Below are 19166 nucleotides of genomic sequence, written 5' to 3' on the forward strand. Positions count from 1 at the left end.
GAAAGGCGCACGGGATGGCTCGCGGCAGCATGCCCTCCATCAGCATCTCCCCCGGCTACCGGGTCGGGCCGTGGACAGTGACCGAACCCGTGAGCGCGGGCAGTTGGGGCAGCGTGTACGCCGCCGAGCGCACGGCCGACGGCCACCCCGCCGCGATCAAGTTCCTGCGCACCGATCTGCTCACCCCCGGCCAGCGGACCTCCATGGACGAGCTGGTCAGGCGCGAGGTGCGGTTCGCGCTGGAGGCGGACCATCCGCATCTCGTGCGGACGCACACGGTCCTCACGGTCCGCGACCCGGACCGCCCTGAGCTGGACGGTCTGACGGCGCTGGTCATGGACCGGGCGGAGCGCAGTGTGCAGGATCTGCTCGCCGATGCGACGGGCGTCCCGGCGGCCGTGGCGCGCCAGGTGCTCGACGGAGTGGCCGCGGGTCTCGCGCACCTCCATGCGCGCGGCCGGGTGCACGGCGACCTGAAGCCCGCCAATGTGCTGCTGGGACCTGGCGGTGCGGTCTGGCTCGCCGACTTCGGCCTCACCGCCGAGCTGGAGGGCACCCACGCCTACGTACTCCCGCTCGGCTCACTCGACCACGTACCGCCCGAGTGGTGGTCCGAGCGCACCGGCTGCCGGGGTACGAAGCTGCGACCCACGGCGGACGTGTGGGCCTTCGGAGTACTGGCCCATCAGGTGCTCACGGACGGACAGCACCCTTTCCCGGGCGCCACCGCGCGGGCGCGTGCGCTGGCCGCCCAGACGTATGCGCGGGGCGGCGCCCGGCTCCGTCTCGACGAGAGCGTGCCCGAGGGCTGGCGGCAGCTGATCACCGAGTGCCTGCGCCCGGACCATGCCTCCCGCGCCCGGCTCACCGCCGGCCGACTCGCCGGGCGGGTGAGGCTGCTGTGCCACGAGGCGGGTACGGTACGGCGCCGGCGCTCGGCGGTCCTGCTGGCCGTCGGCTCGACCTTGCTCGCCGCCGCGGCCGGCACGGCGGTGGTACTGGCCACCGGAGCGGGAACGGGGGCCGGCGGCGGCGCGACGGGGGCGAACGGCAGCACGGCGTCCGTCCGGAGCGAAGCGCCCGCCGGTGCGCTGCCGGCCCGCTCCGACGTCCCGCCGGCACTGCGCCCGCACATCGTCAATGCCGCGATGCGCTGCGCCCAGCGGGAGGTCACCCCGGCGCTGATCGCCGCGATGCTCAAGGCGGAGAGCGGCTTCGACCCCGATGCGAGCCGTGTCAGGACCAGCAACGGCATCCGCATCAGGGAGCACGGCATCGCGATGTGGACGCCGGAGGTCTTCGGGCCCTGGTCCCTGGACGGCGACGGGGACGGCCGCAAGGACTACATGTCGGCGCCGGACGCCATTGCCACGATGGGGCCGTATCTCTGCTATCTCGTCAACCAGTTCAAGCAGAACGGTCTGCACCGGGATCTGCCGGCGCTGATCGCCGCCGGGTACCGCACGAGCGCCCGCGTGGTCGTGGAGGAGCGCGGTGTCCCGGACCGCACCCGGCCGTATGTGGACGAGGTGATGAAGTACCTGGCGGAGTATTCGCGCTGAGGGTCCGTGAGGGTGGGGTGTCCGAGGCCCGCCCTGACATACGTCAGGTACACCGTGAGGCACTTCTGGCAGATCGTGGATCACGCAGGGGAAAGCCGCACCGGCCTTCGGGGGATCCGACGGAAGGCCGGTGCGGCACCACATCGCCGGACCAGGAAGGAACACCGGACATGCAGATGGCCAGGTTCAAGAAGGCGCTGACGGGGATCGCCGTGGCGGTCGCCACCACCGGGGCCGTCGTCGCCACGACCGGCGCGGCGGCCGCATCCGCCACGCCGGCGGCAGCGCCGGCAGCCGCGCAGTCCCGCCAGGCTGCCCCGCAGCAGGCACAGCAGACGTGCTTCGTGAACGACAACGGGGTCAACTACCGCGGCGGCCCGGGCACGGACTACCCCGTGCTGGGCCAGGTCGACAAGGGACAGGGGTTCGAGGCGCGGGGACAGGAGGGGAACTGGGTGATGGGCGACCTGTGGGGCGGCCGCACCGGTGTGTGGATCCACGTGGCCTACCTGGACTGCTGACGCGGGCCGAAGGGGCAGTCGCTGCGGCCGGGTTCACAGCACCGGCTGCCCCTTCCCCAGGGCGATCACTCCGCCCTTCGACACCGTGTACAGCTCCTGGTCCCGCTCCGGGTTGACGCCGATCGTGGCGCCGGGCGGGACGTCGACGTTCTTGTCGAGTACGGCCCCGCGCACCACCGCGCCGCGCCCGATCCTGACGTTGTCGTGCAGCACCGAGCCCTGGACGACGGCTCCCGGTTCGACGCTCACACCCGGTGAGAGCACGGACCGGGTGACCTGGCCGCGGATCACACAGCCGGGGCTGACGACCGACTCGCTGGCGATCCCGCCCGCGCAGAACCTCGCGGGCGGCAGCTGGCCGGAGTGCGTGTAGATGGGCCAGCGGCGGTTCTCCAGGCTGAAGACGGGCCGTTCCGCGATCAGATCCATATGGGCTTCGTAGTACGAGTCGAGCGTGCCCACATCGCGCCAGTAGCCGTGTTCCGCCGCGCTCTCTCCCGGCACGTGGTTGCCGTCGAAGTCGTAGAGCTGCGCCACGCCCCGCTCGGTGAGCATCGGCAGGATCGATCCGCCCATGTCGTGCACCGAGTGCGGGTCCTCGGCATCCCGGTGGAGCGCGTCGACCAGCACCTTGGTGGTGAAGAGGTAGTTGCCCATGGACGCGAACACCCGGCCGGGATCGCCGGGCAGCCCCGGAGGATCGGCGGGCTTCTCCAGGAAGCGTTCCACCCGGGTGCCGTCGGCGGCGGGGGTGATGATGCCGAACGACGAGGCGTCCCTGCGCGGCACCCTGATCCCGGCGACGGTGACGCCCGCCCCGCTCCCGATGTGCTGCTCGAGCATGTGCCGCGGGTCCATCCGGTAGACGTGATCGGCGCCGAACACCGCGATGTAGTCCGGCTGTTCGTCGTGGACCAGGTTGAGGGACTGCAGGATGGCGTCGGCGCTGCCGAGATACCAGCGCGGGCCGAGGCGCTGCTGTGCGGGTACGGGCGTCACGTAGTTGCCGAGCAGACTGGACATCCGCCAGGTGGTGGTGACATGGCGGTCGAGGGAGTGCGACTTGTACTGGGTCAGTACGCAGATCCGCAGGACGTCCCCGTTGACGAGGTTGGACAGGACGAAGTCGACGAGCCGGTACGTACCGCCGAAGGTGACTGCCGGTTTCGCCCGGTCGGCGGTGAGCGGCATCAGCCGTTTGCCCTCCCCGCCCGCCAGAACGATCCCGAGTACCGAAGGTCCACCGCGCATCGCGCCCCCTCACACCGTCGGCTCGCGCCGTCAGTTCGTCAGTTCGACTTGAGCGTCTCCTCGTACACCTCGTACGTGCGCCGGGCCACCTGGTCCCAGCCGAACTCGCGGACCGCGCGCTCCCGCCCCGCCCCGCCCATCCGCCGTGCCGTGGCGGGGTCGTCCAGCACCCGGTTCAGCGCTTCGGTGAGCCCGGTCTCGAAGTCCTGCGGATGCCCGGAGTCGTACGGTACGAGCAGTCCGGTCAGGCCGTCCTCGACGACTTCCGGGATGCCGCCGACCGCGGACGCCACGACCGCGGTGCCGCAGGCCATCGCCTCCAGGTTCACGATCCCCAGGGGCTCGTAGACGGAGGGGCAGACGAACACGGCCGCATGGCTGAGCAGCTGGACGACCTGGGCCCGCGGCAGCATCTCGGGTATCCAGTGCACCCCGTCGCGCGCCCGCCCGAGCTCGTCGACGAGCTCCCGGAACTCGGCACCGATCTCCGGGGTGTCGGGTGCGCCGGCACAGAGCACGAGCTGGGCGCCGGGGTCCAGCGCGCGGGCGGCGCGCAGCAGGTGCGGGACGCCCTTCTGGCGCGTGACACGACCGACGAAGAGGACGTACGGGCGGGCGGGGTCGATGCCGATGCGACGCAGTACGTCCGTGCCGGGGTCGGGCCGGTAGAGGGAGGTGTCGATGCCGTTGTGGACGACGCGGACCTTCGCCGGGTCGAGGGCCGGATAGCAGTCCAGGATGTCGGCGCGCATCCCTCGTGAGACGGCGATGACGGCGTCCGCCGCCTCGATCGCGGTCCGCTCGGCCCAGCCGGACAGGGCGTAGCCGCCGCCGAGCTGCTCGGCCTTCCAGGGCCGCAGGGGTTCGAGCGAGTGCGAGGTGACGATGTGCGGTATGCCGTGGAGGAGCTTGGCGAGATGGCCGGCGAGGTTCGCGTACCAGGTGTGGGAGTGGACGACTTCGCGGTCCTCCAGCGCGGCGGCCATCGACAGATCGACGGAGAAGGTGCGCAGCGCGTCATTGGCCCGGTCGAGTCCGGCGAGTGCGGTGTGGCGTACGACTCCGTCGGCGTCGCCTTCGCCCCAGCAGTGCACGTCGAGGTCGGTCAGGGCCCGTAACTCCCGGGCGAGGAACTCCACATGGACTCCGGCGCCGCCGTAGACGTCCGGCGGATACTCGCGTGTGAGCAGTCCCACCCTCATGTCTTGATGGTCACTCAGACCGGGCCCGGGCGGAAGACCACTGCGAGCGCTCACTGTTCCGGCGGGCGGTCGAAGACGCAGTCGCCGCACAGTCCGCCGCCGGGGCAGCGGTAGTAGAGGCAGCAGCTGGTCCGGCGCAGCGCCGGACCGCGTACGGTGCCGGTCAGGTCGGGGTGGCTCAGGAGTCCGGCCGTGAGGTCCGCGGCCCGCTCGGCCACCTCGGGGCGGCCGTGTGCGTGTGCCCAGCGGACGAGTTCGCGCAGGGCGCCGGCGAGGGCGGAGCCCGCGTTGCCCCAGAGCAGCCGGGGCGCGATACGGACATCGCCGCGGACGGCTTCGGCGAGTGGTACGAGATGTCCGTACTGCACGGCCGCCCGGATGGACTCGACCGTGCCGGGGAGGGTCCGTGTCCGGGTCCAGCGCAGATCGTCGGGCGCGGTGAGGGCCGGGTCCCAGTGGAGGGTCGCGGCTGCCGGGTCGGGGAACTCGCCGTGGAGCGCGGCGGCCCCCAGTGCCGTGGACCAGAGCCGGGCGGCGAGCCCGAGATACGCGAGGGAGGCGGCGACCCTGCGTTCGGGGGTGCGCAGCCGGGCCGCGACCAGGTCGACGCGGTCGGTGAGCGGGGCGAGGTCTCCTGCGTACAGCCGGGCGAGGGGCACATGTCCGGTGCCGGGTTCCCCGTGCCGTACGGCGAAGAAACCGCCCACCGATTCCAGCCGTTCGAAGTCCACTCACGCCCTGCTTCAGTCAAAGTCCGGTAGAAGATCGATCAAATTCAGAACCGCCGCTGTCGATCCACTGTCACCTTGCCATGTGACTCTTCGAAACCGCCGAGCGGTACTCGGCATGACGGCCGCGGCCATGACCGTGGCATTACCTTCCGCCCGCGCCGCGACGCCCACGGCTCCCCGCGAAACGCACGCGCCACGCCCCACGACCGCGGGCGAGGCCCTGGCCCTGCTGCGCGCGGGCAACATACGGTGGGCCGCCGAGCGGCAGCGCCACCCGCACGACGACGCGGGGCGCCGCCGCGAGGTCGCCGTGGCACAGCACCCCTTCGCCGTCGTGCTCGGGTGCATCGATTCACGGGTGCCGCCGGAGCTGGTCTTCGACCAGGGACTCGGGGATCTCATGGTCATACGGTCGGCGGGCCAGGCGCTGGACGAGGCCGTGCTCGGCAGCATCCAGTACGGAGTGGAGGAGCTGCACATCCCGCTGGTGCTGGTCCTCGGCCATGAGCGGTGCGGGGCGGTGTCCGCGGCGGTGGACCACGTGCGAACGGGCCGGCCGGCGACCGGCCATCTTTCCCGGGTGATCGATGACATCGCACCGTCCGCGCGCGCGACGCAGCACCTGCCCGGCGACTGGGTGGAGAACACGGTGCGGGCCAATGTCGCGCGCATACGGCGCACCCTGGCCGCGGACCCGGCCTTCGAGGGAGCCGTCGTGGCCGGGGCACGCTTCGACCTGGACACCGGAAAGGTGCGTTTCGACCGGATCTGATCGGGTCATTCGCCGGGGGACACCACCGCGGTTGTACTCCCGTACTCCGTCGGCAGTACGACCCAGTGTGTGCTCAAGGACGACGACGCGGGCGGCCCGCGGGGGAGATCGTGGAGCCCATGACCTCCCTCGCACTGTCCGTGCTGCTGTCCCTGGTCTCCGCGGCCGCCTACGCGGCGGGGGCGATCGTGCAGGAGCGCGTCGCCGTCGGCACCCCCGCCCGGCCCTACGCACCGTTGCGCAGCGCCGTGTGGTGGGTGGCGATCGCACTCAACGGGCTGGGGGCGCTGCTGCACGTGCTCGCGCTGGCGTACGGGCCGCTCAGTCTGGTGCAGCCGCTCGGCGCGCTCACGCTCGTGCTCGCCCTGCCGATGGCGGCGGTGTTCGCCGGCGGCGCGGCAGGAGCCGGGGCCGGGGCGACGGCATGGCGCGGCGCGCTGATGGCCACGGCGGGTCTGGCCGGGCTGCTGGTACTGACGGGCGCGGCGGAGTCCGGGGCAAGTGCGGGACAACTCGGCGGCGGAGACCTGTTGGCGCTCAGCGTGGCAGCGTTCGGCACGATCGCCGCCTTCTTCGTCGCCGCACGGCGGGTGCGCCGCGCCGTCGTACGGGGGGTGATGCTGGCCGGCGGCGCAGGGGTCGCCTTCGGCGTCGCTTCGGTGTTCACCAAGACCGTCGTGGCGGACTGGCTCGACGGCGCACCCGGCGGTGCGGTCCCGGTCCCGAGCCTGCTGGCGATCGCGGGTCTCGGCGCGACGGGACTGCTGCTGTCCCAGGCGTCCTACCGGGGCGCCGGGCTCACCGCACCGCTGGCGACCGTGACCGTCGTCAATCCGGTGGTGGCCGCGGCGGTCGGCATCACGCTCCTCGGAGAGCGGTTCCGGTACGGGGCGACGGGCGCGGTGCTGGCGCTGGTGTGCGCGACCGTCGCGGCCGCCGGGCTGACGCTGCTCACCGCGGAACGGCCGGCCGCGGCCCCTGCCCCGGATACGCGGTATGCCTCACGGAGGTCGCAGGCGTCACAGACGTCAGGGGCGCCCGAGTCGTCTGAGGTGTCAGAGGCGTCTGAGCCCTCTGAGCCGTCGGAGGTGTCAGATCGTGACGCCCCCCGAGCGCAGGTACGCGAGCGGATCGATGTCGGAGCCGTACTCCGGCCCCGTACGCACCTCGAAGTGGAGGTGCGGTCCGGTGCTGTTGCCGGTGGATCCTGAACGGGCGATCCGCTGGCCGCTGTTGACCTGCTGCCCGTCGCGCACATTGAGCGCGGACAGATGCGCGTACTGGCTGTACTTGCCGTCCGTGTGCCGGATGACGATCTGGTAGCCGTACGCGCCCGCCCAGCCGGCCGAGACGACCCGGCCGGAGGCGACGGCCTTCACCGAGGTCCCGGTGGGCACCGGGAAGTCCACGCCCGTGTGGTAGCCACTGGACCAGGACGAACCGGCCTTGCCGTAAGGGGTCCCGGTGCTGGCGGCGACGGGCGCGCTGAAGCCGGCGGCGCGTCCGGCCCGGTCGGACCGTTCCTTGTGCCGCTGCTCCTGCTTCGGCAACGCCTTGGGCTTCGCCTTCGGCTTGGGCTTCGCCGCCTGCGGCTTCTGCTGCTGCGGCCCGGCGACGGGCTGCCGGGCCTCGGGCGGCTGGGCCTTCGGCGGGCTCTTCGGCGGAATCTTCGGCCGCGCGGGTGCGGGCGCCGTGGCCCGGATCACCAGCCGCTGGCCCGGATGGATGAGATCGGGGTCGTCGCCGACGACCTCGCGGTTGGCTTCGTACAGTCCCTGCCAGCCGCCCTTGACCCGCTCGGACCGCGCGATGCGCGAGAGCGAGTCGCCGCGCGCCACCGTGTAGCTCTCGCGCTGCGTGGGGACGGTGGTCGGCGTGGCCGCATGCCCGGCCTGCACGGTGCGCCCACTCCGCTTGCTCTCCCCGGCCCGACCGGCCCGACCGGCCTGTCCGGACTCCGGGGCCTGTCGGCTCTCTCCGGACCGCGGCTCGCGCTGCCGCTCCGGTGAGACATCGGGTGCGTCACCGCCCCGGGTGAGTTCCGCCCGTACGGAGCAGGCCGGCCATGCACGCGGTCCCTGCCCCTTGAGCACCTTCTCGGCGATGGCGATCTGCTGGTCCTTGGTGGCGAGGTCGGCGCGCGCGGCATAAACCGTGCCGCCGTAGCCCTCCCAGGTGGACTGGCTGAACTGGAGGCCGCCGAAGTAGCCGTTGCCGGTGTTGATGTGCCAGTTGCCGGTCGACTCGCAGGCAGCGACCTTCTCCCAGACGTCCACGGACGCGGCGTTCGCCATGCCCGCCCCGATCAGCGGCAGCGCCATTCCCGCGCCACCCGCCGTGACGGTGAGCGAGGCGCGGTTGATACGGCTCGGCTGGTATCGGCGGTGTCGTCCGCGAACGGCCATGAGTCCCCCCTTGAACGCATCAGCAGCGGACAAAGCTATGGGCTCGTAAGAGGCCATGACAAGGGTGTGCGCAAGGCGCCACGGCGCACAGGGGGGCCGTCGTTCGGCGGAACCGGGGAATCCTGCGCCCCTCGAGCGACTTGAGGTCTCATGAACGCCGCAGTCCCGTGACCCGTATTCATACTGGCCACGGGGAGGGGCACTTCCGACGGACTCCAGGAGCACACGCATGAGTGGTACCGCCCAGATCGGCGTCACCGGGCTCGCGGTGATGGGCCGCAATCTCGCACGCAATTTCGCGCGCAACGGCTTCACGGTCGCCGTGCACAACCGGACCGCCACCCGCACACGCGAGCTCGTCGAGGCGTTCGGCGACGAGGGTTCCTTCGTCCCCGCCGAGAGCCCCGAGGAGTTCGTCGCGGCCCTGGAGCGTCCGCGCCGCCTCGTGATCATGGTCAAGGCGGGCGATCCCACGGACGCGGTGATCGAGGAGTTCGCGCCGCTGCTGGAGCCCGGCGACGTCATCATCGACGGCGGCAACGCGCACTTCGCCGACACCCGGCGCCGCGAACGCGAACTGCGCGAGCGCGGGATCCACTTCGTGGGCGTGGGCATCTCGGGAGGTGAGGAGGGCGCGCTGCACGGGCCGAGCATCATGCCGGGCGGCTCGACCGAGTCGTACACCTCGCTCGGCCCGCTGCTGGAGAAGATCGCCGCGAAGGCCTCGGACGGGACCCCCTGCACCACGCACATCGGCCCTGACGGCGCGGGCCACTTCGTGAAGATGGTGCACAACGGCATCGAGTACGCGGACATGCAGCTGATCGCGGAGGCATACCACCTGCTGCGCGACGTCGCGGGCTACTCCCCCACCAGAATCGCGGAGACCTTCCGCGGCTGGAACACCGGCAGGCTCGATTCGTATCTGATCGAGATCACGGCCGAGGTGCTGGCCCACACGGACGCGGCGACCGGCAAGCCGTTCGTCGACATCGTCGCCGACCGGGCCGAGCAGAAGGGCACCGGCCGCTGGACCGTGCAGATCGCGCTGGACCTCGGGATTCCGGTCTCCGGCATCGCGGAGGCGGTCTTCGCCCGCTCGGTCTCCGGGCACGCGGACCTGCGGGCCGCTTCGCACGGCCTGCCCGGGCCCACCCCTCAGCCGCTGGGCGAGGAGGAGGCGGCGCACTTCGCGAGCCAGGTCGAGCAGGCCCTGTACGCGTCGAAGATCGTGTCGTACACACAGGGCTTCCACCAGATCCAGGCCGGCAGTGCTGCCTACGACTGGGACATCGATCTGGGGGCCGTCGCGTCGATCTGGCGTGCGGGGTGCATCATCCGGGCCGCGTTCCTCGACCGCATCCGGTCCGCGTACGACGCGCAGCCCCAGCTGCCGAGCCTGCTCTCGGACAAGCAGTTCGCCGAGGAGATCGGCGCGGCCCAGGACGACTGGCGTGCGGTGGTGGCGGCAGCCGCGCGGCAGGGCGTGCCGACGCCCGGCTTCTCGGCCGCGCTGTCGTACTACGACGCGCTGCGTGCGCGGCGGCTGCCGGCGGCGCTGACCCAGGGCCAGCGCGACTTCTTCGGCGCCCACACCTACCGGCGCACCGACCGTGACGGCTCGTTCCACACGCTCTGGGGCGGCGACCGGTCGGAGGTGCGCACCGACTAGGCCCTGTCAGCCGGGCGGGGTGGGCGGCGGTTCCGGCTCCGGTACCGGTGCCGGTCCCGGCGGCTCGGGGATCGGTTCCGGTGCGGGGCCGGGCGGCGGCTCCGGCGGCGGGACAGGACTGGGGGGCGGGCCCGGCCCCGGGCCCAGCGGGTCCGGGGGCGGGGTCGGTATGGGCGGTACGGGAGGGGGCTGCGGATGGGTCATAGAAAGCTCCCGGAAGTCGATGGAGCCCTATGGCTCCAGGTTCCTCCGTTGCGGGTGCCCACGCGCGGCGGATCCACGCGTCAGTGGGCGGCTCATGAGCGTGCGGCTTTCCGGTGAGCGGATCGTGACCTCGAGCGTGCGGATCGTGAGCGTCCCGGGCGCGGATTACGAGCGCGGCGTCGTCACAGTCCCGGGTGCTCCTTCACCTGCCGCTCGGCCTCCTGCACCAGCTCGGCGGGCGGCACGGGCGCCTCGTCGGGATGGCGCAGCGCCCACTTCGCGGCATAGGGACACAGAGGCACGACCGGCACACCCTCGCGGGCGGCCATCGTGTAGAACTCCCGGACCAGTGACCCGGCGATGCCCTTGCCCTCGTGTCCGGGCTCCACGACGGTGTGCACCGCGACGAGCGCGGCGGGCTCGGAGTCCAGGGTGAAGTACGCGATGTGGCCGGCGAACACACCGTCCTCGAATGCCTCCAGCCGCCCGGCGGCGCGGTCGTCGCGGAGCTCGGTATCTGCCATGGTGCTCTCCTCCGTCAGTGGCCGGATGCGGTCTGTTCAGGCGCGTGCGACCCGTTCAGGCGCGTGCGACCCGTTCAGGCCCGGCCTGCGGTGGCCGGGACGGCGTGCGGGCTGCTCTCGGTGTCGCTGCCGGGCACCGGCCGCGAAGGGTCGGAGCCGAGCTCGACGATGCGGTTGCGGGTGTCGACGTGGACGACGCGGGGCACCAGCGTGCGGGCCTCGGCGTCGTCGACCTGGGCGTAGCTGATGAGGATCACCAGATCGCCGGGGTGCACGAGGTGGGCGGCAGCGCCGTTGATGCCGATGACACCGGAGCCGCGTTCGCCTTCGATGACGTACGTCTCCAGGCGCGCTCCGTTGTCGATGTCGACGATGTGGACGAGCTCGCCGGGGAGCAGGTCCGCGGCTTCCATGAGCTCGGCATCGACGGTGACGGAGCCGACGTAGTGGAGATCGGCCTGGGTCACGGTGGCCCGGTGGATCTTGGACTTGAACATGGTACGCATCATCGAGGCACTCCTGGACATAGGCTCCCTGCCTGCGTTTCTGCAGGTCAAGGGCGGTTTTCCTACCCTACAACGAGTCGCATGTCCGGGCAGCGTTCCCCAGGTTTTCCAGGACTCATGCTGACCACTTGCCGACTCGCCTGACGCATCGTCAGGCGACTGCAGGAGGACTTCGCCCGCCCTCCCGGACCCACCGCGACGACTGCACAAGCCTACGCAGCACCCTCCGAAGAGTGTCCGTGATCACCGTCACTCTGGCGGTCTGGGCGGCAGTCAGGAGCGAAGGCGGCCGCCGACGGGGAGCGGGCCACGCGCGGGTTCAACGCCGCGACGTTGACGTGCGCGCGCCGCGCGCACCGCCACGCCCGCCGGAACGAGGTGCGGGGCTGGTGATCGGCGCATCGGTGGGTCGGACCGCCGACTTCGGCGGCCGTGTGCTCAGACGGACACGATGATCTTTCCCCTGAGCCGGCCCTGTTCGCCGTGGGTGTGTGCTGCCGCGATGTCGGCGAGGCGGTAGACGCTGTCGATGACAGTGCGGAACGCGCCGGAGGCCACCAGAGGCAGCACGGGGGCGAACGGCTCGGCGGTCGGTGTGCAGCTTCCGGTGGAGGTCTGGACGCCGAGGCCGGCGGCCTCGAAGTCGGCGATGGTCAGAACGCGGCGTGGGTCGCCGGTCAGCTCGACGGCGGTGGGGGCGAAGCCGTGGCCTGCGGCGTCGTAGACCGCGTCGACGCCGTGGGAAGCGTGGATACGGATTCCGGCCTCGACGCCGCTGCCGTAGGCGACGGGCGCGGCTCCCAGCGAGGCCACGTGGTCGTGGTTGGCCTTGGACGCGATGCCGATGACCGTGACGCCCTGCGCGGCGAGGAGTTGCACGACGGCGCTGCCCACCACGCCGGCCGCCCCGTTCACCACGACTGTCCAGCCGGGCCGGACTCCGAGGGCGCTGATGCCTCGCGTCGCGGTCTCGACGGCCACCGGCAGCGTGACCGCGGTCTCGAACGAGACGCCGTCCGGCACGACCGCGAGGGCCTCGACGCGAGCCGTGCAGTACTGCGCGTAGGCGCCGGATTCGGTGAACCCGGCCACGCGGTCACCGACCGACACACCGGTCACCTCGGGCCCGAGGGCTTCGACAGTTCCGGCGATCTCCTTGCCGAGGACGGCCGGGAGCGGTGTCGGGAACATGCCCTTCAGCCCACCGCTGCGGATCTTCCATTCCAGGCTGTTGATGCCGACGGCCGCGATGCGCACGAGGACCTGGCCACGGGCTGGAGTCGGGTCCGGGACCTCGGACAACTCGAAGTTGTCGGCACCGCCGAAAGCGGTGAGCAGCTGTACCTTCAATGTCTTCTTGCCTTTCAAAGTGACGTCGTGGGCGGAGAGGACGGTGCCCCGAGGGCGGCAGCATCCGTCAGGTGGGCCGGACGCCCGGTGTGCACGGCCGGGCGGTGTGGGCAGTGGGCGCGACTTGCGCCAGCTCTCGGCCGGACAGCACGGTGAGGTACTCGGACGGCCCGGCGGTGATGTCGGTGTGTGCCACACCCAGCGGAATCCGGACAAAGTCTCCCGGCCCCAGCTCGACCACGCCGCGCTGCGAGACCAGGGTGCGGTTCCCGCTGATCTGGTACTGGATCTCGTCGGCGTCCAAGGTGCGCCGGTAGCTGCTGCCGTCGGCGGCGGCCAGGGACACGCTGCCCAGCCGGAACCCGTCCGACCGGTAGTGCCAGGTCACTCCCGGCGTCCGCGCCCTGACCAGGACGTCGAGCCGGGCGGGGCCGGCATGGACCCGGTCGAGCAGCAGCCGCTCGTCGACGGGGAACACGGCGATGTCGTGGCCCGGCGTGCCCATGCACTGGGTCACCGCCTCGTTGACCGGCCCGGCCTGCCACTCGGGAAACGGCGGGAGCACCGGCGCCGAGGTGCGCACGGCCTCGCTCTCCTCGGCCACCGGTGCCGGGCTGTAGAACAGCAGGTGACTCTCCTGCCGGCCGTAGTTGTCATGCGCCACACCGCGCGGTATGCGTGAGAACTCCCCGGGCCGGTGCTCGACCACGCCCAGTTCGGTCATCAAGACGCGCTCCCCCGCGATCTGGTACGAGATCTCGTCCACGTCGCAGTTGCGGTGGTAGAACGGCTGGCGCTCGCCGTGCATCGTCTGCCACTCGATGCGCAGCTGCGAGTTCTCGTAGACGCCGCGCGGCGCCGCGAACGGCTGCTGCACGTGCTGCTGGGGGAAGTGCACCACCGACAGCGGCTCGTGGTCGCGCCACGGCGTGACCGGCAGACTGCTCGGATGCGGCGGCGCGAGCAGCAACCGCTCATCCCGCTCCAGGACGCACACCGGCTCGTCCGAACTGATCAGGCCCAGCGCCTCGGTCACGACGGTCATGAGTCGCCCTTCATTCGTGTCGACGGTTGTCGTCCTCGCTCAGCCGGCGGTCGGCGGAGTCGCACGCGGCGATGCGCGCTCTGCGACAAGCTTCGGGACGCCCTGCACCGGACACGCTTCGAAATAGCCGCCGTTGAAGGAATCTGACACGATCGAGTTCATGGCGCGGGAATCCGTCATCGTCGACGACATCGACCGAGGGCTGCTGCATGCCCTGATCGTGGACGGCCGGGCCTCGTTCGCACGGATCAGCGAGGTGCTCGGCGTCTCGGACCGCACCCTGGCACGGCGCTACGCCCGCCTGCGCGAGAGCGGCCTGGTGCGCCTGGTCGGGGTCGTCGACGCGAGCCGGCTCGGCGGCGCCGAGTGGATCGTCCGGGCGCACTGCAAGCCGGGAACGGCGAAGGAGGTCGCCGCAGCGCTGGCCCGCCGTGCGGACACCCACTGGGTGAACCTGCTCTCCGGCGGCACGGAGATCTGCGCCGGCCTGCAGTCCTGGTCGGCACAGGAACGCGACGAACTCCTTCTCGACCGTCTTCAGCGCACCGCGCCGGTGCTGTCGGTGACCGCGCACCATGTCCTGCACGTCTTCGGCGGCCGCGCTCAAGGCCTGGAAGGGACAGGCGCCCTCACCCCCGAGCAGATCGCGGTGTTGCGCCCGGAGCACCGGAACGGCGATGGCCAGGTCGCCCTGGGCGAGCCCGACCGCCGACTGCTACGGGCACTCGCCGAGGACGGCCGCGCTCCCTATCCGGTGCTGGCCGCCGCGACCGGCTGGTCGGCCTCGCGGGTCGCCCGCCGGATGGACACACTGCGCGCCGCCGGGCTGCTCTCCTTCGACGTGGACATCGACACGCAGCTCCTCGGCTACCACGCGGAGGCCCGCTTGTGGGCGTCCGTACCGCCGGCGCGCCTCGCCGAGGCCGGCGCCGCGATCGCCGCCCACCCGGAGGTGGCCTTCTGCGCGGCGACCACGGGCCCCACCAACCTGCTGATCTCGGCCGTGTGCCGCGACGGCGCCGACCTGTACTGCTATTTCACCCACCGGCTCGCCGAAGTCCCGCAGATCCACGGCATCGAGACCGCCCCCGTCATCCGCACCATCAAGCGCGCCACGTCCACACCACGCACAAACCCGGCTCAGCGGTAAGAGCAACCAAGAGGCGCCGCCACGGTACTCCTGGGGCCGCCGGACGCACTGCACACATCGGTTGCCGAAAGCGGATGATCGCCTCCCGATCCGGACAGGGCGAAGCGCCCGCGGTTCTTAGGGTTTCGGAGAACTCAGCGCTCAGGAGGCGTACATGGACAGCTATCGCGGTGCGCGGACAGCCCTGATCGTGGGCGCGGGCGTCGGCGGTCTCACCGCGGCATCGGCCTTGGCATGCAGAGGGTGGCAGGTCGAGATCGCCGAAATCAGCCCGGCCGCGGCGACGTCCGGCTGGGGGTTGTGCCTGACCGGTCCCTCGCTGCGTGCGCTGGACGAGCTGGGGCTGGCCGACCCGTGTCTGGCCGCGGGCTACGGCATGAGTGTGATCACGCATGTGGACGTGGACGGCGGAATTGCGGACGAGGTCCGATTGCCGCGGCTGATCGGCGCCGAGCGGCCGGCGATGGTCGGCATGGCGCGCCCCGCGCTGTACCGGAACCTCGGTCGAGATCGCCCGCCTGGAGCGGGCACAGCGCCACCACAAGGCGTACCCGCTGGTCGAAGCCTGTCACCGGCAGATGGCCGAGCCCGCATGACCATGCCGCCCGCACAGCGCGCCCGCCGCCCGCCGCCCGAACTGGTGGCAGGCGTACCGGATCGCGTTCCTGGGCCGCCGTCCCTCCCCGGTGCACCCGCAGCCGCCGCGGCCGCGTACCCGCGTCCGAAGCAGTACGCGTAGGACCGGGCCGTCGCCGGCGAGCGGTGACACACTGACCGCAGACCTGGGTCGCCCGCACCACGCGCCGCGGCGGGCACCCTCAAGGGAGGTGAACGCGTGCCGGCTCCACTGCGCAACTTCCTCATCACCAAGTCCCCCAACCCCGTCGACCTCCTGAACGCCGCCACCCGCCTGTTCGGCGGCTCTGTCGCCACGTCGCCGCTGGACGACCTGTGCACGGGAGTTCACGAACTGCGCGGTGTGGCCGCGCACGACTTCGCCGTCGGCTACTTCGCCTCGCCGCTCGAGGTACGCGTCGCCTCGGCGGAAGGACGCAGCTCCTATTTCGTCAACATCGGTGTGTCCGGCGCGATCGCCGCATCCTGCGGCGGCCTGGACGCCATCCTGGACACCGCCACGGCCGGGGTCGTCAACCCCGGAGACACCCAGGAACTGCGCCCTGTGAGCAGAACCCGGTCGCGCTTTCTGGGACTTCGGATCGACGCCGCGCTGGTCGACCAGGAATTCACCGCACTGACAGGACGCCCGCCGGTGTCCACCGTCCGCTTCGACCTCGCCCTCGACCTGGCCAAGTCCAAGGGCCGGGCCGTACGACTGCTGGTCCGCTCCCTCCTGGAGCAACTGGACTCCGGAGACCCCCTGTTCCAGCGAGCCGAACTCCAGCGCAGCCAACTGCGCTGCATCGTCACCGCGCTGCTCCTGGCCCAGCCGCACTCGCACACCGGCGAACTGCGAGACCGTCCTCGACCTGACCACCCGCGCTCCTTGCGCGCAGCCCTCGCATTCATCGAAGCCAACCTCACCGAGCACATCGCCCTCGGCGACATCGCCGAAGCCGCCCACTGCGCCCCGCGGACCATCAGCTCCGCATTCCGCGACCGGCTCGGCCTGTCACCCATGTCCTATGCACGTAATCTGCGGCTGGACCGGATTCGTGCGGACATCCTCACCACCACCGACGACATCGGCACCATTCGCCTATCGGTGGGGCGTCTCCCACCTGGGCCGTTTCGCCGCCGACTACCGCGGCCGTTTCAACGAGCTGCCCTCCGACACCGCGGCCCGCCGCTGACCTCGGTGAGGATCGACGCAACGTCGTCGCAGCCCGGGGTCGCCGGTCCGGAGACCACCATTCTTCGCGCTGCCCATCCGCCCCGGATCCTGGTCGACAATGTCCCTGACTCATTGGACCGGGGGCAGCGGGGCGGGTGCGCCGGTCGCCGCCGTGGCGTAGCGGCGGGCCAGGCACGCGAAGGCGTCCTTGAGCTCGGGCGGCCCCACGACCTCGATCCCGGCGTCGAACCCGCCGAAGGCGGCGGCCAGGCCGGGCCATGACCAGGAACCCAGGACGAGCCGGCAGCGGTTCGGGCCGAGCTCCTCGACGACTCCGTCGCGGCTGTACAGGGCCACGGTGGCCGCGGGCAGGTCCAGGATCACCTCGCCGCGGCAGGGCCAGTCGTCGGAGCCGTCGGACCCCCGGAACCTGCCGGCCACGAAGGCGGCCACCTCGCCTCCGGGCAGTTCGCGCGGGGTGAAGCGTGGTCCCGTGGGGGTACGCGGGGTGATCCGGTCCGCGCGGAAGGTGCGCCAGTCCTCACGGTCCAGGTCCCAGGCGACGAGGTACCAGCGTCCGCCCCGGGTGACCAGGTGGTGGGGCTGCACCCGCCGCGGCGGAGTTCCGCTGCCGCCCTGACCGGCTCCCGGTGGGGATGCGGGGGTGTAGTCGAAGCGCAGCTCCTCGCAGGCGTGGACAGCAGCGCTGAGAGCCACGAGCACGCGGCTGTCGACCTGCGAGTCCGACGGGATCGCGGGTGGCTCGACGGCAGTGACCTGGAGGGTGTCGATGCGACGGCGCAGCCGTGCGGGCATGACCTGCCGGAGGGTGGTCAGCGCGCGTGCTGCGGCTTCCTCGATGCCGGCGCCGGTGGTGGTGGCGACCTGGAGTGCGACGGCGAGGGCGACGGCCTGCTCGTCGTCGAACAGCAACGGGGGCAGCTCGGTGCCGGCGTCGAGCCGGTATCCGCCGTCGGGGCCCTTGAAGGCCGCGATGGGGTAGCCGAGTTCGCGCAGGCGGTCGACGTCGCGGCGCACGGTGCGCGGGCTGACCTCCAGCCGCTCGGCCAGCAGCGCCCCGGGCCAGTCCCGGCGTACTTGGAGCAGCGAGAGCAACGACAGCAGTCGCGCTGAGGTCTTCTGCATGCTCCCCATACTGCCCCAAGTAGCGGACACAACCTGGCCGCTTCTCCTGCGACTGTGGTGATGTGCCGGACGACGCGCCGGACGACGTACCCGTCAACGAGAACAAGGAGCCCGTCATGTCCGTCAACGCTGTGGCCCACCACCCACCGCCGTGCTCCGTCGACGGCCGGCCGACGAGCGCGCCGCGGTGACCCGATGACCGTTCTCGGCACCCGTGCTCTCAACCGTGCGACGCTCGCCCGCCAACTGCTCCTCGACCGTGCCGGTATGCCTGTCCTCGACGCCGTCGCGCACCTCGGCGGACTGCAGGCGCAGGAGCCGCAGGAGCCCTTCGTCGGACTCTGGTCGCGGCTGCGCGCCTTCGACCCGGCGGCGCTCTCGGACCTACTCGTCGACCGGCGCGTGGTACGGACCCATCTCATGCGCCGCACCGTCCACCTCGTCACCGCCGACGACGCCCTGGCCTGGCGGGCCCGCCACGACGCCATGCTGCGCCAGCGGGTGCTCGGCACCTACCGCCGCGAGCTCGACGGCGTGGACCTCGACGAACTCGGGGCGGCGGGACGGGCGGTGATGGCCGACGGCGAGCCCCGTTCGATGACCGAGCTCGCGCGGGCACTCGCCGACCGCTGGCCCACGCCGGGTCCACGGCCGCTGGGCGAAATGCTGGTCGCCGCCCTCGTCCCGATGGCGCAGTTGCCGCCACGCGGGCTGTGGCGCACTAAGGCAGGAGCTCGCTATGTGCCGCTCTCCTCCTGGCTGGGCCAGGAGATCGAGCCGCCGCCCCTTGATGGCAATGATCTGGTCGGCCAGGCGCTGGTACGCCGCTATCTGGCCGCGTTCGGCCCCGCCGCCACGGCGGACCTGCGCGCCTGGTGCGGCCTCGCCGGACTGCCGGCCGCGGTCGCCGCTGTGCGCGAGGAGCTGGTCGCCTTCCGCGACGAGCGGCGTCGGGAACTCCTCGACCTCCCCGACGCCCCGCGGCCCGACCCCGACACACCCGCCCCAGTGCGCTTCTTGCCCGCGTTCGACAACGCGCTCCTCGGCTACCAGGACCGCGGCAGGATCGTCGACGACGCCCACCGCGGCCTGTCGGTCGCCGGCGAGCGCGTTGTCCTGGTCGACGGCCGGGTTGCCGCGACGTGGACCGTCGAGGACAGCGCCGTGACGGTGACTCCGCTGCGCCGCTTCTCCCCTTCCGACCGCGTTGCCGTCGCCGAGGAGGGGCGTACGCTGGCGTCGTTCCTCTCCGACGGCGACGGCCACCGCGTCCGGATCGCCGCGTCCCCTTGCTGAGCGAACCGGAAGTCAACGGGGACCACGGCATGCTCGT

General features: G+C 71.7%; 18 protein-coding genes and 1 pseudogene. 10 read left to right on the forward strand and 9 right to left on the reverse strand.

Annotation, left to right across the window (positions count from 1 at the left end; translation table 11 throughout):
- Positions 1 to 14 precede the first annotated feature (14 nt).
- Together AC0699_RS06930 and AC0699_RS06935 are read left to right on the forward strand one after the other, a co-directional pair.
- The gene (locus AC0699_RS06930) at positions 15 to 1562 is read left to right on the forward strand and encodes a protein kinase domain-containing protein (RefSeq protein ID WP_478656588.1); all 1548 of its coding nucleotides are present in this window, start codon (positions 15 to 17) and stop codon (positions 1560 to 1562) included.
- 170 nt (positions 1563 to 1732) lie between these two features.
- Positions 1733 to 2083 carry an SH3 domain-containing protein gene (locus tag AC0699_RS06935; RefSeq protein ID WP_478656591.1) on the forward strand — a complete coding sequence of 117 codons (351 nt, stop codon included), beginning with the start codon at positions 1733 to 1735 and terminating at the stop codon, positions 2081 to 2083.
- Between the two features lie 33 nt (positions 2084 to 2116).
- On the opposite strand, the gene glgC is transcribed toward AC0699_RS06935, so the two are convergent.
- From glgC to AC0699_RS06950, 3 genes are read right to left on the reverse strand one after another with little or no spacing between them, the layout of a single operon-like run.
- Positions 2117 to 3334 (reverse strand): glucose-1-phosphate adenylyltransferase, encoded by a 1218-nt coding sequence (glgC, locus tag AC0699_RS06940; RefSeq protein ID WP_478656593.1) that lies wholly within the window; start codon positions 3332 to 3334, stop codon positions 2117 to 2119.
- A 38-nt stretch (positions 3335 to 3372) separates the two neighbouring features.
- Positions 3373 to 4536 carry a glycogen synthase gene (gene glgA, locus AC0699_RS06945; protein ID WP_478656595.1) on the reverse strand — a complete coding sequence of 388 codons (1164 nt, stop codon included), beginning with the start codon at positions 4534 to 4536 and terminating at the stop codon, positions 3373 to 3375.
- 50 nt (positions 4537 to 4586) lie between these two features.
- A complete protein-coding gene (locus AC0699_RS06950; protein WP_478656598.1) occupies positions 4587 to 5267 on the reverse strand; it encodes a (2Fe-2S)-binding protein in 681 nt (226 codons plus the stop codon).
- 82 nt (positions 5268 to 5349) lie between these two features.
- Here AC0699_RS06950 and AC0699_RS06955 point away from each other — a divergent pair, with 82 nt between their 5' ends.
- Both AC0699_RS06955 and AC0699_RS06960 read left to right on the forward strand, forming a co-directional pair.
- On the forward strand, positions 5350 to 6039 hold the full coding sequence (locus tag AC0699_RS06955) for a carbonic anhydrase (RefSeq protein WP_478656600.1): 690 nt from the start codon (positions 5350 to 5352) through the stop codon (positions 6037 to 6039).
- 119 nt (positions 6040 to 6158) lie between these two features.
- Positions 6159 to 7250: a DMT family transporter gene (locus AC0699_RS06960; protein ID WP_478656602.1), complete on the forward strand. Its 1092-nt coding sequence runs from the start codon at positions 6159 to 6161 to the stop codon at positions 7248 to 7250.
- Here AC0699_RS06960 and AC0699_RS06965 read toward each other — a convergent pair.
- Positions 7131 to 8444, reverse strand: a complete 1314-nt coding sequence (locus AC0699_RS06965) for a peptidoglycan DD-metalloendopeptidase family protein (protein ID WP_478656605.1) — start codon at positions 8442 to 8444, stop codon at positions 7131 to 7133. The genes AC0699_RS06960 and AC0699_RS06965 overlap by 120 nt on opposite strands.
- Positions 8445 to 8673: 229 nt before the next feature.
- Here AC0699_RS06965 and gndA point away from each other — a divergent pair, with 229 nt between their 5' ends.
- Positions 8674 to 10116 carry an NADP-dependent phosphogluconate dehydrogenase gene (gene gndA, locus AC0699_RS06970; RefSeq protein WP_478656608.1) on the forward strand — a complete coding sequence of 481 codons (1443 nt, stop codon included), beginning with the start codon at positions 8674 to 8676 and terminating at the stop codon, positions 10114 to 10116.
- A gap of 386 nt (positions 10117 to 10502) precedes the next feature.
- Here gndA and AC0699_RS06975 read toward each other — a convergent pair whose 3' ends face one another.
- The 4 genes from AC0699_RS06975 to AC0699_RS06990 all read right to left on the reverse strand — a co-directional run bounded on the left by AC0699_RS06975 (position 10503) and on the right by AC0699_RS06990 (position 13745).
- A complete protein-coding gene (locus tag AC0699_RS06975; RefSeq protein WP_478656611.1) occupies positions 10503 to 10844 on the reverse strand; it encodes a GNAT family N-acetyltransferase in 342 nt (113 codons plus the stop codon).
- A 74-nt stretch (positions 10845 to 10918) separates the two neighbouring features.
- Positions 10919 to 11353 (reverse strand): aspartate 1-decarboxylase, encoded by a 435-nt coding sequence (gene panD / locus AC0699_RS06980; protein WP_478656613.1) that lies wholly within the window; start codon positions 11351 to 11353, stop codon positions 10919 to 10921.
- A 435-nt stretch (positions 11354 to 11788) separates the two neighbouring features.
- Positions 11789 to 12700 (reverse strand): NADP-dependent oxidoreductase, encoded by a 912-nt coding sequence (locus AC0699_RS06985; RefSeq protein WP_478656615.1) that lies wholly within the window; start codon positions 12698 to 12700, stop codon positions 11789 to 11791.
- Positions 12701 to 12767: 67 nt separating this feature from the next.
- Positions 12768 to 13745 carry a cupin domain-containing protein gene (locus AC0699_RS06990; protein ID WP_478656617.1) on the reverse strand — a complete coding sequence of 326 codons (978 nt, stop codon included), beginning with the start codon at positions 13743 to 13745 and terminating at the stop codon, positions 12768 to 12770.
- A gap of 160 nt (positions 13746 to 13905) precedes the next feature.
- Here AC0699_RS06990 and AC0699_RS06995 point away from each other — a divergent pair, with 160 nt between their 5' ends.
- The 3 genes and pseudogenes from AC0699_RS06995 to AC0699_RS07005 form a co-directional block, all read left to right on the forward strand.
- Positions 13906 to 14895 (forward strand): Lrp/AsnC family transcriptional regulator, encoded by a 990-nt coding sequence (locus AC0699_RS06995; RefSeq protein ID WP_478656620.1) that lies wholly within the window; start codon positions 13906 to 13908, stop codon positions 14893 to 14895.
- Positions 14896 to 15049: 154 nt separating this feature from the next.
- Positions 15050 to 15634, forward strand: coding sequence for an FAD-dependent monooxygenase (locus AC0699_RS07000; RefSeq protein WP_478656622.1), 585 nt, complete (start codon positions 15050 to 15052; stop codon positions 15632 to 15634).
- Between the two features lie 240 nt (positions 15635 to 15874).
- Positions 15875 to 16564 (forward strand): annotated as a pseudogene (locus AC0699_RS07005) (AraC-like ligand-binding domain-containing protein); the annotation flags it as partial.
- 252 nt (positions 16565 to 16816) lie between these two features.
- On the opposite strand, the gene AC0699_RS07010 reads toward AC0699_RS07005, so the two are convergent.
- On the reverse strand, positions 16817 to 17833 hold the full coding sequence (locus AC0699_RS07010; RefSeq protein WP_478656625.1) for a helix-turn-helix transcriptional regulator: 1017 nt from the start codon (positions 17831 to 17833) through the stop codon (positions 16817 to 16819).
- Positions 17834 to 17895: 62 nt separating this feature from the next.
- On the opposite strand from AC0699_RS07010, the gene AC0699_RS07015 reads away from it, so the two are divergent.
- Entirely contained in the window at positions 17896 to 18024 is a 129-nt protein-coding gene (locus AC0699_RS07015; RefSeq protein WP_478656627.1) for a hypothetical protein, read from the forward strand.
- A 4-nt stretch (positions 18025 to 18028) separates the two neighbouring features.
- Complete coding sequence (locus AC0699_RS07020) at positions 18029 to 19129, forward strand: winged helix DNA-binding domain-containing protein (protein ID WP_478656630.1); 1101 nt, start codon at positions 18029 to 18031, stop codon at positions 19127 to 19129.
- Positions 19130 to 19166: the final 37 nt, after the last annotated feature.

This window comes from Streptomyces sp. NPDC043870, from assembly GCF_056435785.1.